Annotated in this window: 13 protein-coding genes; 10 read left to right on the forward strand and 3 right to left on the reverse strand. The window is 38.3% G+C overall.

Features of this window, described 5'->3' with window-relative positions:
* Nucleotides 1–13: 13 nt before the first annotated feature.
* Nucleotides 14–1144, reverse strand: a complete 1131-nt coding sequence (gene dnaN, locus ED2_RS07210) for a DNA polymerase III subunit beta (protein ID WP_005875797.1) — start codon at nt 1142–1144, stop codon at nt 14–16.
* Between the two features lie 189 nt (nt 1145–1333).
* Nucleotides 1334–2668: a chromosomal replication initiator protein DnaA gene (gene dnaA / locus ED2_RS07215; protein ID WP_005875795.1), complete on the reverse strand. Its 1335-nt coding sequence runs from the start codon at nt 2666–2668 to the stop codon at nt 1334–1336.
* Nucleotides 2669–3200: 532 nt separating this feature from the next.
* Here dnaA and rpmH point away from each other — a divergent pair.
* The 4 genes from rpmH to jag all read left to right on the forward strand — a co-directional run bounded on the left by rpmH (nt 3201) and on the right by jag (nt 5400).
* Complete coding sequence (gene rpmH, locus ED2_RS07220; protein WP_002293121.1) at nt 3201–3335, forward strand: 50S ribosomal protein L34; 135 nt, start codon at nt 3201–3203, stop codon at nt 3333–3335.
* A 117-nt stretch (nt 3336–3452) separates the two neighbouring features.
* Complete coding sequence (rnpA, locus tag ED2_RS07225; RefSeq protein WP_005875793.1) at nt 3453–3809, forward strand: ribonuclease P protein component; 357 nt, start codon at nt 3453–3455, stop codon at nt 3807–3809.
* The gene (locus ED2_RS07230; RefSeq protein ID WP_005875785.1) at nt 3806–4627 is read left to right on the forward strand and encodes a YidC/Oxa1 family membrane protein insertase; all 822 of its coding nucleotides are present in this window, start codon (nt 3806–3808) and stop codon (nt 4625–4627) included. The genes rnpA and ED2_RS07230 overlap by 4 nt, the downstream gene beginning before the upstream one ends.
* Nucleotides 4628–4641: 14 nt before the next feature.
* The gene (gene jag / locus ED2_RS07235; RefSeq protein WP_005875783.1) at nt 4642–5400 is read left to right on the forward strand and encodes an RNA-binding cell elongation regulator Jag/EloR; all 759 of its coding nucleotides are present in this window, start codon (nt 4642–4644) and stop codon (nt 5398–5400) included.
* Between the two features lie 186 nt (nt 5401–5586).
* Here jag and ED2_RS07240 read toward each other — a convergent pair whose 3' ends face one another.
* Nucleotides 5587–5925 (reverse strand): heavy metal-binding domain-containing protein, encoded by a 339-nt coding sequence (locus tag ED2_RS07240; protein ID WP_005875781.1) that lies wholly within the window; start codon nt 5923–5925, stop codon nt 5587–5589.
* 337 nt (nt 5926–6262) lie between these two features.
* Between ED2_RS07240 and ED2_RS07245 the strand changes: the two genes are divergently transcribed.
* The 6 genes from ED2_RS07245 to ED2_RS07270 form a co-directional block, all read left to right on the forward strand.
* Complete coding sequence (locus tag ED2_RS07245) at nt 6263–7405, forward strand: hypothetical protein (RefSeq protein WP_016177138.1); 1143 nt, start codon at nt 6263–6265, stop codon at nt 7403–7405.
* 280 nt (nt 7406–7685) lie between these two features.
* On the forward strand, nt 7686–9083 hold the full coding sequence (mnmE, locus tag ED2_RS07250) for a tRNA uridine-5-carboxymethylaminomethyl(34) synthesis GTPase MnmE (protein WP_060789734.1): 1398 nt from the start codon (nt 7686–7688) through the stop codon (nt 9081–9083).
* 13 nt (nt 9084–9096) lie between these two features.
* A complete protein-coding gene (mnmG, locus tag ED2_RS07255; protein ID WP_016177137.1) occupies nt 9097–11001 on the forward strand; it encodes a tRNA uridine-5-carboxymethylaminomethyl(34) synthesis enzyme MnmG in 1905 nt (634 codons plus the stop codon).
* A gap of 354 nt (nt 11002–11355) precedes the next feature.
* Nucleotides 11356–12069, forward strand: coding sequence for a 16S rRNA (guanine(527)-N(7))-methyltransferase RsmG (rsmG, locus tag ED2_RS07260; RefSeq protein WP_005875772.1), 714 nt, complete (start codon nt 11356–11358; stop codon nt 12067–12069).
* Between the two features lie 11 nt (nt 12070–12080).
* Entirely contained in the window at nt 12081–12848 is a 768-nt protein-coding gene (locus ED2_RS07265; RefSeq protein ID WP_005875771.1) for a ParA family protein, read from the forward strand.
* On the forward strand, nt 12835–13663 hold an 829-nt coding region (locus ED2_RS07270; protein WP_060789735.1), incomplete at its 3' end, for a ParB/RepB/Spo0J family partition protein. The genes ED2_RS07265 and ED2_RS07270, both read left to right, overlap by 14 nt.

Here is a 13663-nt window from a genome sequence, read left to right on the forward strand (position 1 = left end):
TCAAGAAATTTGCTTAATTTGTACGTACAGGTGTGATCAATTGGATAAATTGCACACCGTCTTCTGTTGGTTCTAAAGTAAATGGACGAATAGAAGAAATAAATTTCACTTTGATACTCATATCGCCAAAAGCACGCAATGCAGCTTTCATGTAATCAGGGTTGAAAGAGATCTCTAAAGGATCGCCACTACTTGTCACATAGTTCAAACTTTCTTCGACTTTACCAATTTCAGGAGAATTTCCGTAAAGAACAACAGAATCTGAAGTGATAGATAGACGAACGATGTTGTTACGTCCTTCATGTGACAATAAAGAAGCACGTTCGATCGCTGCTAAGAAACTAGGGACTGAAAATTCAACTTCTGTATTGAAACTTGAAGGAATCAAACGATTCGTATCAGGATAGTTCCCTTCTAACAAGCGCGAATAAAAGTACATATTTTCTGTTTTGAACAATACTTGATTTTCCATGATGCTGATTTCAACGATTTCCTCTTCATTTGTTAGTGAACGAGAAAGTTCCGTCAAACTTTTACCAGGAATGACAATATCGAATTGATCTACTGCTTGTTCAACTGGGATCACTCGTTGACTCAACCGATGTGAGTCTGTTGCGACAGCTAGTAAAGAATTGTTTTTTAAAACAAAGTGGACTCCAGTAAGAATTGGACGGCTCTCGTGTTGTGAGACAGCAAAAACTGTTTCGTTGATCAGTTTCGTCAAGACATGCACAGGTAATTTCATTTGGTTATGACTTTCTACTACCGGTAGATGTGGGTAGTTATCTGCATCTAGCCCATTCACTAAAAAGTTGGCTTTACCTGAAGTGATCGCCACTTGTTTATTTTCTAAAACTTCTAAAGTGAATGTCTCTTCTGGTAAACGGCGAATGATTTCACTAAAGAAACGAGCTTGTAGAACAATTGATCCAGTAGATTCAATTTGCATTTGTGCTTTTTCATTTTCGACCGATAAAAGTGTTTCGATTGAAATATCAGCATTGCTACCAGTTAACGTCAATCCTTCTTGTGTCAGAGTGATTTTGACCCCTGTCAAAATGGGAATAGTTGTTTTACTTGATATAGCTCGTTGAACAGTTTGCAACTCTTGCATAAAACTTGCTCGATTTAAGGTAACTTTCATGATGTTTCTCCTTTAGACATGTATTTATTATTAGTTAATATAAAATAATAAAAGTATTAGATACTGTTGATTCTGTGGAAAACTAAAAAAATGCAAGAAAGAAAAGAAAAAACAGCTGTGGAAAAGGTGTGTATAACTTTTTTGTTTTTTTTCACTTTTATCCACAAAGCGTTTTTTCCTTTGGTTTGATTAATTTAAAAGAAAATTTTTGATTTCCGATACTTCATTCTGCATGCTTACGCTTGAATCAACTAAGTGTTGGATTTTTTCATGCGCATGGATGACTGTGGTGTGATCTTTTCCGCCAAATTCGGCTCCGATTTTAGGCAACGAACTGTCAGTCAACTCTCTTGCTAGATACATTGCGATTTGACGTGGGACAACGATCGATTTCACTCGTTTTTTTCCTTTTAGATCCTTTAATTGAATATGGTAATACTTTGCAACCTCTTCTTGGATCTGTAGGATCGAAAGTTGCGGGTGTCCTTTGCCAGATTTCAGTGTTTTCAGTGCATCAGCAGCTAAACTTGTTGAAATATCTTCACTATTCATCGCAGCAAATGCTTGGACACGCACCAAAGCTCCTTCTAATTCACGGATATTCGAATCGATTTGGCCCGCGATATAACTTAACGTATCGTCGGGGATCTCTAATCGTTCAGCAGCGGCTTTCTTTCTCAAAATCGCTGTTCGTGTTTCTAGATCAGGTGGTGTGATGTCAACGGAAAGCCCCCATGCAAAGCGTGATACTAAACGTTCTTGCAGTTTTGGTATCTCGTTTGGCAAGCGATCACTTGTTAGAACGATCTGCTTTCCTTCATTGTAAAGTGCATTGAATGTATGGAAAAATTCTTCCTGTGTAGCTTCTTTTTCTGCAAAGAATTGAATGTCATCAACTAATAAAAGATCAACATTTCGGTATTCTTGACGAAACTCTTCTGCTGTTTTGTTTTGGATCGAGTTGATGAAATCATTCGCAAATGTTTCACTACTAACGTATTTGACCTTTGCATCAGGTTGGCTCAACAGCATCTGATGACCAATTGCATGCATCAAATGGGTTTTACCAAGACCAACGCCTCCATAAAAGAATAACGGGTTGTAAATAGAGCCCGGATCTTCTGCAACGACTAATGCCGCAGCATGCGCCATTTGGTTTCCTTTCCCAATAACAAACGTGTCAAAGGTATATTTAGGATTCAACATCGCTTTTTTTATGGGATTTGCTACAGGTATTTTTGGACTTTGGACTTCTTCAATGATTTCTTGTTCTGCTTCTTCCCCGGTAACAAAACGCGGGATGATCTCTTTACCTGTCAGCATATAACCGACTTCGACGATCTTTGTCGCTAGGTTTTTTTCCCAATATTCTTTATGAATTTTACTAGGAACCTCTACAACTAGCTGGCTTTGATCCAACGATCTTGGTTGCGCGGTTTCGATCCAAGTATTATAACTTGCAGGCGATAAATCTTTTTGGTAAGTGGTTTTTAATTCGTTCCATAAAGCATCGAGGGATACCATATAAGGCCTCCTCCTTCATTAAAAAGTGAATAACTAGTACTAATTTATCATTTTTCGCTGAAGTTTTCCACAGAAAGAAAAGAAAAAATTTTTATTTTACGTTTATCCACAAAATCAAGAGGTGAATGAGAAGAAAAAAACACAAGTGGGAAAAACAGTTATCCACATGAGTAATCAACAGGTGGATAAGTGGTGTTTTGGAGAAATTCTCCAGAAGTATCTGTGGATAATAAATCTATATTTATCAATTTGTTCAGCAATCAATTCACAAGTTTTGCCCTATCTGTGGATTACTTTTTTTACAGGTGTTTATTCTGTGTAAAAAGGGCATGGAAAATGCTGTGGATAATTCGTGTGCATAACTTTTTCCACATATAAAACACATTGCAAAAAATAGTTCTGTGGAAAAATAGATCACGTATTTTAACAAGAATCGTTCTATTTTATATTGACAAAATACCTTAGTTGTCGTTATACTATCAAAGTATGTCTGTGTTTAATCAGTAGATAAGAAATTTTGGAGGTGGAATACATGAAAAGAACATACCAACCAAATAAACGTAAACGTCAAAAAGTTCACGGATTCCGTAAACGTATGAGTACTAAAAATGGTCGTCGTGTTTTAGCAAGCCGTCGTCGTAAAGGAAGAAAAGTTCTTTCAGCTTAAGCCACTGGGGTTTCAGTGGTTTTTTTTATGCCCTTTTTTTGCGAAAGGGTAAAAGAGTGACATGAAATATGGTATGATTATTGACGTAAGTGAGAGATAGAAAAGGAAAGAAAACGAATGAAAAAAGCGTATCGTGTTAAAAAAGAACGAGAATTTCAAGCTGTGTTCCAAACAGGAGCATCATTTGCTAATCGTAAATTTGTTATCTACCGCTTAGAGAAAAAGGACCAACCACATTTTCGTGTGGGGCTTTCCGTAGGTAAAAAAGTAGGTAATGCCGTATGTCGCAATGATGTAAAGCGCAAGCTCCGTGCAGCGATTTATTCTTTAAAAGAAGAGATCGACCCGGAATTGGATTTTATTGTGATTGCCAGACCAAGTGTCAAAGGGTTGACTTACGATGAGATTCGTTCCAATCTAGTCCATGTCTTAAAACTTGCAAAAATAATCGATAGAGAGGAAAAGAGTAAGTGAAGAAATACAAACGTTTACTTTTGATGGCAGGTATCGTAGGTCTTGCCGTCGTCTTATCCGGTTGTGGAACTGGAGAAGTGAGTGCGCAAAGCACAGGAATTTGGGATCGCTACATCGTTTATTATTTTGCAGAAGCGATCAAGGCATTGTCATTTGGTAACGTGGGGATCGGGATCATTTTATTCACCTTGATCATCCGTGTGATATTGATGCCTTTGATGCATTTTCAGACAAAGAGCATGCGTAAAACGCAAGAGCTTCAACCTAAACTAAAAGCATTACAACAAGAATATAGTGCAAAAGATCCAGATACACAAAGAAAATTACGTGAAGAGCAACAACGTCTATATGCAGAGAATAATGTGAACCCATATGCAGGTTGTTTACCATTATTAGTACAAATGCCAATCTTGATGGCGTTGTGGCAATCCATTTCACGTGTACCAGAATTAAAACAAGGACACTTTTTATGGTTGAACCTAGGAACTGCTGATCCAACATTTATTTTGCCGATTCTAGCGGCTATCTTTACGTTCGCAAGTACTTATTTAAGTAGTATGAGCCAACTTGAGTCGAATGCGTCAATGAAGATCATGAACTTCGTGATGCCTGTGATGATTTTAGTGATGGGGGTCAATTTAGCCAGTGGTCTTTCATTATACTGGGTAGTCTCAAATGCGTTCCAAGTACTACAAACGCTATTGATCAACAATCCATTTAAAATCAGAAAAGAACGTGAAGAAGAAGCACAACGTATTCGTGAAAAAGAACGAGCAATGAAGAAAGCAATGAATCCTAAGAAAAAACGTAGAAAATAAGGGAGGTAATGCTAATGCCAATTTATGAAGCTGCGACAATAGATGAAGCGGTCCAACTCGGACTGGATGATTTGGGTCTATCAAAAGACAACGTAGAGATCGAGATACTTGATGAAGGTAAAAAAGGATTCTTAGGTCTAGGAAAAAAGAATGCCCGTTTGATGATTAAGCCTTCAATCAGTGAAACTGTTTCAGAGACGATCGAAGAAACAGTGGAAGAAGTTTTAGAAGAAAAACCTGAAATAACAGAAATTGTTTACGAAGAAGAATCTCAAGCAGAAGTGCCTAAAAAAGAACTAAGTGAATTAGGTGATGAAGCAGCTTTAACGGAATTAGCAGTTTATCTCACTGAAATTACGAAACAATTGGATGCACCAGCTGTAGTAAAAATCAAACGAGAAGCAAACATGATCGTTTTTCAATTGGATACTCAAAAACAAGGGCTATTGATCGGGAAACATGGAAAAACGCTGAATGCCTTACAATATTTAGCCCAAGTATTTATTCATCGTGTAGCTGAAAATAAGCTTTCTGTGGTAGTGAATGTAGGCAATTATCGGGAGAAACGCCAAGAGATCATCCAACGACTTGCAGAACGTACAGCGGATAAAGTCAGTCGTACGGGACAACCGGTATTTTTAGAACCAATGCCTGCTTTTGAACGAAAGCAGATCCATGCGGTATTGAGTAAAAATGAAGCTGTCCAAACTCATTCAGAAGGTGATGAACCTTATCGTTATTTGGTCGTTGAGCCAGTGAAAAAACGCTTGTAACAGAAGGATGATTTCTAGAAATAATGAATACTCGTTGACAAACTTTTTTAAACCAAGTATATTTTATTAGAAATCATTCTTATCGGAGTATACGATGTTCAAGTAGTCTTACTTTGATAGAAAAAGCACATGAAGCCTCGCTTCATGTGCTTTTTTGCATTAAGATGTACTAATTGTATCAGGTAATCAGCCAATCGTAGTTTGGACAAACTGGATGACCGTTCCGTAGGCAAATAATTCCAAGCACTGTTTTTCGCCACGTGAGCGCTGCTGATAGTCAAAATGACAATTGATCACTGCGTTTGCCCCGTATTCCAGCACTTTCTTTTTTAACTTTCGTTTCGTTGTTAAAAACAGATCCTCAGTATTAAAATTTGGGTCAAACAAGTCAGCTTCAAAGCATTCCACCACAAAAACAATATCACGTACAATATATTTTTGGTTGATATTTCCCGTGGACAACACGACATCATTGATGCGCGGGTCGTCTTCACCGTCAAATGAAACAGGATTAAACTGGCCCATAAGTTTCTCCTTTCGATAAAACAAAGTGTATGTAGATAGCGCTACCATTTTAGTGTACCTTTTTTTTAAAGAAAGATAAAGAAGTATGTAAGAAAGAGCAACGATTATTTCTAGTTAGGGAAAAGACAGATTTTAAACTAAAAATAATACTGCTACACTTGAGAAGAGGTCGAGACAAAAGTCGTTTAGGTTTGAGATTTCCGAAAAGCCTGACTTTTGGACGCCGTTTATTTAAGAAGGAGTTGCTTCTGCTCCCACCGTTTATTCGTGGGTCTATAGCAAAACTGATTTTTAGATTTGTCCCACACTCTAAAAAACTGGATCGAGGTGATGATCATTGAGTATTTACGATTTATTTAGAGAAAGAAAGCAGGCGAAACTTGTACGATTAGTTACGCGAAAACGTCAAAGGTACCTAAACAGTGAAGAGTACGTGAAAAACATGTGCAGCACAATTATTCAGAATTTAAATCTAATGGGAAATCCGATCCAGGAAAAAATGAAAAAAGTGCCTAATGCCGTGATTGAATTGATGTCAATCTATCAACAAATGCTTGATCTACACTCAGATAAGTTTCCAGATAGAAACATCCCTCTGTTAAAAGAATCCTTTCAAAAAAGCCTGCATAGCTCCGTTGAGACAAAATTATTACCTTTTTATCTAAATGAGTTGAAAGAAGATCATCCTGACAGCTTTTTGCTTCTCCCGATAAATGTCTGTATGAAACTGCAAAATGGAGAAGATGGGTATCATGGAATGGATGTGATTATCAGAAAGGTTAGGGGAGATTTCGAAGTTGCTACTTATGACAAAGCACAGATACGCATCATTAGTCCCGATAGCCAATCTATTCAAAAAAAATTAAGGGCAGCTGTTTACATAGATGACCAAAAGAAACAGATTACACCGATTTATATCTATAAAATCAAAAATTCACCACAAAAGATCAAGGCAATCACTCAGGCATTGCGTATAGGACGGCTACATCTGAATTGGTTTGAACGAAACGAATTAATAAAAGAACCATTTGAAGAATATCGTCCGCTTCATTTGTTCAGTCGTTGTGCAAAGAAAGAATATTATTCCAATGATCTGGCAACCTCACAATATGTCCAAGACAATTGTATGGTCAATAATTTAAATGGTGCAATGAAATATATTTTAGGGGTCAAGAAACAGGTCAAAATAAAAAATCAAATATTTTATAAATCAAGTATTCCTAATTTATCTAATGGAGATTTCAAAAAAGAATTGACTCAGTTAGCGATAGTTCATTTGAAAAACAGTGGAGCTTCTAGTAAAACAATAAAAATACTGCAACAGGCACTAGTGACATACCTAGATGAAAAAGGTAAACGTACCGAAGTATCTCAGCAAGAAAAAATTTCTTATAAACTAAAAAAAGGAAAAGAGACGCACCATGCGTGGCTACAAAAAACACTAAGGTCACAAGATTTAAAGATCAAGCAATCTCGGTAATAAAAGAGAACGACTCAAGAAATAGCCCACTTCCACGTTGCGAAAAAAATGAAAAGAATCAGCTAAGATAAATCAGGTAAAGTCTGCCCAAAAACATGAAAGTCCTAGTAAAGATAAAGTCAGTCTCCGATTAAAAACCCTTGATTCCTTCTATTAGATGTGATAACCTATGACCAGAATTTAATCGAGAACAAGCAGTCAAAGTGCTAAGTTCACCATTTATTACAAAGGGTGAAGTGGGCGCTTTTTTTGTGCGTAAAATGAAAGAGGAAGTGAGAAAATGGCTGAAATTACTTTAGAATTTGATACGATTGCTGCAATTTCGACTCCACCTGGAGAAGGCGCCATCAGTATTGTCCGCCTCAGCGGAGATCAAGCAGTAGCGTTAGCAGATAAAGTATACAGTTGTGGAAAGAAAAGTTTACTTGAAGTTCCAAGTCATACGATCCATTATGGGCATATCGTTGATCCTAAAAATGAACAGTTAGTTGATGAAGTCATGGTTTCTGTCATATTAGCACCCAAAACATTTACTCGTGAAGATGTAGTAGAAATCAATTGTCATGGCGGAATCGTTGTAGTAAACCAAATCTTACAATTATTGTTGCGTGAAGGCGCAAGGTTGGCAGAACCTGGTGAATTTACAAAACGGGCCTTCTTAAATGGACGTGTAGATCTATCCCAAGCTGAAGCAGTGATGGATCTGATTCGTGCGAAAACCGACAAGGCAATGGGCTTAGCGTTGAACCAGTTGGATGGGAATCTGTCTGCATTGATCCGTTCGTTACGACAAGAAATTTTAGAAACATTAGCACAAGTCGAAGTCAATATTGATTATCCTGAATATGATGATGTAGAAGAATTGACAACAAAATTATTATTAGAAAAAGCCACAATGATCCAAGAAAGAATCCAAGCGTTATTAGCTACTTCGAAGCAAGGAAAAGTTCTTCGAGAAGGTTTGAGCACAGCAATCATTGGACGCCCCAATGTAGGAAAATCAAGTCTCTTGAATCACTTATTACGAGAAGAAAAAGCAATTGTCACTGACATCGCAGGAACGACGCGAGACGTCATCGAAGAATACGTCAATGTCCGCGGAGTACCATTGAAATTGATCGATACAGCAGGAATCCGTGAAACAGAAGATGTCGTGGAACGAATCGGCGTAGAACGAAGCCGCAAAGCACTCGCTGAATCAGATTTGATTTTATTAGTTTTGAATCAAAGTGAACCTTTAACGAGTGAAGATGAACAATTGCTAGAGGCCACGAAGGGTTTGAAACGGATCATTCTTCTAAATAAAACAGACCTACCACCAAAATTAGAAACAGAAAAACTTGAACAATGGGTAGAAAATGAACCAGTCTTTGCTGTCTCTGTGACTAAAAATGATGGTTTGGATCGTTTAGAAACAGCAATTTCAGATTTATTCTTTGGTGGTCAAACAGGAGAACGTGATGCGACATATGTGTCAAATACGCGTCACATCGCTTTGCTTGAAAAAGCAGCTATTTCATTAGAGGAAGTCATCGAGGGCATCGCTGCTGGTATGCCTGTAGACTTAGTACAAATCGACATGACTCGCTGTTGGGATTACTTAGGTGAAGTGGTCGGAGACAGTGTACAAGATGAACTGATCACTCAATTATTTAGTCAATTTTGTTTAGGAAAATAAGGAGGAAAATCTTTTGAATCATTATCAAGCAGATGCCTATGACGTGATCGTTGTCGGTGCTGGACATGCGGGGTCTGAAGCCGCATTAGCCGCAGCAAGAATGGGCTCAAAAACATTACTATTAACCATCAATTTGGATATGGTTGCTTTTATGCCATGTAATCCGTCCGTTGGCGGACCTGCCAAAGGAGTCGTTGTCCGAGAAATCGACGCATTAGGCGGAGAAATGGGTAAAAATATCGATAAGACCTATATTCAAATGCGTATGTTGAATACTGGGAAAGGCCCAGCTGTCAGAGCATTACGTGCGCAAGCAGACAAACATGCCTATTCCGCAGAAATGAAACATACGATCGAAAAAGAACCAAATTTGACTTTGCGTCAAGGAATTGTCGAAGAATTGATCGTTGAAGATGGTATTTGCTGTGGTGTGATCACCTCTACTGGAGCGAGTTATCGTGCGAAAGCAGTTGTCATCACTGCTGGAACAGCACTACGTGGCGAAATCATCATCGGAGAATTGAAATATTCTTCTGGTCCTAATAACTCCCAACCTTCTGTTGGCTTAGCGAATAATTTGAAAGAGCTTGGTTTTGCCATTGAGCGGTTCAAAACAGGAACACCGCCACGTGTCAAATCAAGCACGATCGATTATTCAGTCACAGAAGAACAACCAGGTGACAAGGAACCCAATCATTTTAGTTTCAGTACACCTGACAGTGCATATAATTTAGACCAAGAATCTTGCTGGCTAACTTATACTGGAGAAACGACCCACCAAATCATCCGTGACAACTTACATCGCGCGCCGATGTTTACTGGGATCGTAGAGGGTGTGGGCGCACGCTATTGCCCATCAATCGAAGATAAGATCGTTCGTTTTGCTGACAAACCACGTCATCAACTATTCTTGGAACCAGAGGGACTGCACACCGAAGAAGTCTATGTGCAAGGATTATCCACCTCATTACCAGAAGATGTGCAAGTCGATGTTTTACACTCGATTGCCGGTTTGGAAAAAGTGGAGATGATGCGTACAGGTTATGCGATCGAATATGATGTCGTTGAACCACACCAATTGCGTCCAACACTGGAAACAAAAGTTGTTGAAAATCTTTATACTGCTGGACAAACAAATGGAACAAGCGGCTACGAAGAAGCTGCTGGGCAAGGTTTGATCGCTGGGATCAATGCCGCATTGAAGGTGCAAGGAAAAGAGCCATTGGTAATCAAACGAAGCGATGGTTATATCGGTGTGATGATCGATGATCTAGTCACAAAAGGAACAAACGAACCTTACCGTTTATTGACTTCTCGTGCAGAATATCGTTTGCTCTTACGTCATGATAATGCGGATCTACGTCTTACTGAAATGGGCCACCAAGTAGGTTTGGTCAAAGAAGACCAATACAATGCATATTTGAAAAAGAAAGCCGCTGTTGAAGAAGAAATCAAATGTTTGATGAGCGTTCGTATCAAACCAACAGAAGAAGTTCAAGCTTTCTTAGCAACAATCAATGCAGCCCCATTAAAAGATGGTGTTTTAGCAAGTGACTTCTTAAGACGTCCAGAGATCAGCTACCAGGATCTATTGCAGTTTATTCCTGCGAATGAAGCGTTGACACGCAAAGAAATCGAACAAGCAGAAATCCAGATCAAATATGAAGGATATATCAAAAAGGCACTTGAAAAAGTAGAAAAATTAAAACGGATGGAAGCCAAAAAAATACCAGAAAATATTGATTATGCAGCCATCAATGGCTTGGCAACCGAAGCAAAACAAAAATTACAAAAAATCCAACCTGAAACAATTGCTCAAGCAAGTCGAATCAGCGGCGTAAACCCAGCTGATTTAAGTATTTTGATGGTCTACATCGAACAAGGGAAGATTGCGAAAGTGACAGAGGAAAAGGCTTGATACTAAGCCTTTTTTCTTTTTTTGATTCTAGAAAATGAATACGAGTCTATCCCTTGTAAGGTACTTATTTATCTTACTCTTTTTTTGAGCGCTCTTATTGCACCATAGAAAAGAATGTTCCATTAAGTACATTATCAATGAATAGGGTAATCCGAAGATGAAAGGGAACCAGATTTTTGGTATATCACTTACCCTTCCTTTTTTGACTTTCGTTTGGAATAGTTAAAATCATTTTTCCTATCCCTTTTTCTGTTTAAATTTCTATTGGAAAGATTGCAACTCCTGACATTTTGCGTTAAAGTAAGAAGAGATTTCGTGAAACAATGTAACTGTTTCACAATGAAAGGACAAACTATGACACCAGAAGAATTTCATCAGATTTTGGCAGAAAAAGGTATCCAGTTGACGGATCAACAAATGACTCAATTTGAACGCTATTATCAACTATTAGTTGAGTGGAACGAAAAAATGAATTTAACAGCAATCACAGAAAAGAAAGATGTTTATTTGAAACATTTTTATGATTCATTGACTCTAGCGTTTGATGGGGACTTTTCAAAAGATGGTACACTTTGTGATGTTGGCTCTGGCGCCGGCTTTCCAAGTATTCCATTAAAAATCGTATTTCCAGAATTGCAGATCACGATTGTTGACTCTTTGAATAAACGGATTACTTTTTTAACGGAATTAACGAAAGAGTTAGGTATTACCGCAAATCTTTACCATGATCGAGCTGAAACATTTGGACAAAATCCGCAATTTCGTGCGTCTTTCGATTACGTCACGGCGCGTGCAGTAGCTCGATTGAACGTCCTAGCTGAATTGTGTTTACCCTTAGTAAAACAAGAAGGCTATTTTTATGCGTTAAAAGCAGCTAAAAGTGAAGAAGAGTTAATGGAAGCAAAACAGGCAATTGCTCTTTTAGGCGGTAAATTCATCAAAGAATACACGGTTGAATTACCTAACGTAACGGATAAACGGCACATTCTTATGATTCAGAAAAAGAAGGTCACACCGAAAAAATATCCAAGAAAACCTGGATTGCCTAACAAGCAACCAATCAAGTAGGAGGAGAAGAGATGGCACAAATAATATCTGTTGCAAATCAAAAAGGCGGAGTCGGTAAAACAACGACAACGGTAAATTTAGGCGCATGTCTAGCTAGTCTTGGGAAAAAAGTTCTATTAGTAGATATGGACGCGCAAGGAAATGCGACAAGTGGCGTAGGTATCCGCAAACCTGATGTGACACAAGATATCTATGATGTGTTAGTCAACGAGTTACCTATCGCTGACGCAACACTTGTCACGGAACACGAAAATCTAAGTATTGTGCCAGCAACTCTCCAATTAGCAGGAGCTGAAATCGAGTTAACCTCAATGATGGCCAGAGAATCTCGCTTAAAAGGTTCATTAGCGGAAGTCACTGACTTATATGATTATATCTTGATCGATTGTCCACCTTCTTTAGGACATCTGACAATCAATTCATTTACAGCTAGTGATTCGATTTTGATCCCTGTTCAATGTGAGTATTACGCACTAGAGGGATTAAGCCAATTATTGAATACTGTTCGTCTTGTCCAAAAGCATTTCAATCCTGAGTTAGAGATCGAAGGAGTGCTACTTACGATGTACGATGCCCGTACAAACTTAGGGAATGAAGTAGTGGCAGAAGTTCGTAAATATTTCCGTGAAAAAGTGTATGAAACGATTATTCCAAGAAATATCCGTCTTTCAGAAGCGCCAAGTCATGGAATGCCTATTATCGATTATGATCCACGTTCTAGAGGAGCTGAAGTCTACCAAGCATTGGCAAAGGAAGTGGTTAATCGTGAAGAAAAATAAAGGATTAGGTCGAGGAATCGATGCATTGTTCCAAGACTTAGAAAATTTAGAAACTGTAGATGTAACAGATGAGACCGTGATCCAGTTGCCATTGAATGAATTACGTCCCAATCCGTATCAACCACGGAAAACTTTTGAAGAGGTCTCTTTACAAGAATTAGCGAATTCAATTGAGCAATCAGGTGTTTTTCAACCCATAATTGTTCGCCGATCATCAGTAAAAGGCTATGAGATCATTGCCGGAGAACGCCGTTTTCGAGCTTCTAAATTAGCTAAAAAAGAAACCATCCCAGCAATCGTTAGAGACTTTGATGAAGAAGCAATGATGCAAGTTGCCGTTCTAGAGAATCTGCAGCGTGAAGATTTAAATCCGCTAGAAGAGGCAGAAGCGTATGATATGCTGATGAAAAATCTCAAATTGACACAAGCAGAAGTGGCAAACCGCTTAGGCAAGAGTCGGCCTTATATTGCGAATTACTTGCGTTTGTTGACGTTACCCGATCTTGTCAAAGAAATGGTCCAAGATCAACGCCTTTCGATGGGACAAGCGCGTACACTCTTGGGCTTGAAAAATAAAAGCTTGATACTAAAATTAGCAAATCGAGCAGTAACGGAGAATCTGACTGTTCGTCAATTAGAACAAATTGTGTCACAATTAAATGAAAATGATGGAAAAGAAAAGAAAAAAATTCCACGTTTAGCAAAAGAAAAACCTTACTATATCCGTGAAAGCGAAGATCGTTTAATGGATAAGTTCGGCACAAGTGTCGCTATCCAAGAAAAAGATGGAAAAGGAAAAATCGAAATTGAATATC

The sequence above is a fragment of the Enterococcus durans NBRC 100479 = LMG 10746 genome, from assembly GCF_001544215.1.
GTDB classification, from domain to species: Bacteria; Bacillota; Bacilli; order Lactobacillales; family Enterococcaceae; genus Enterococcus_B; species Enterococcus_B durans.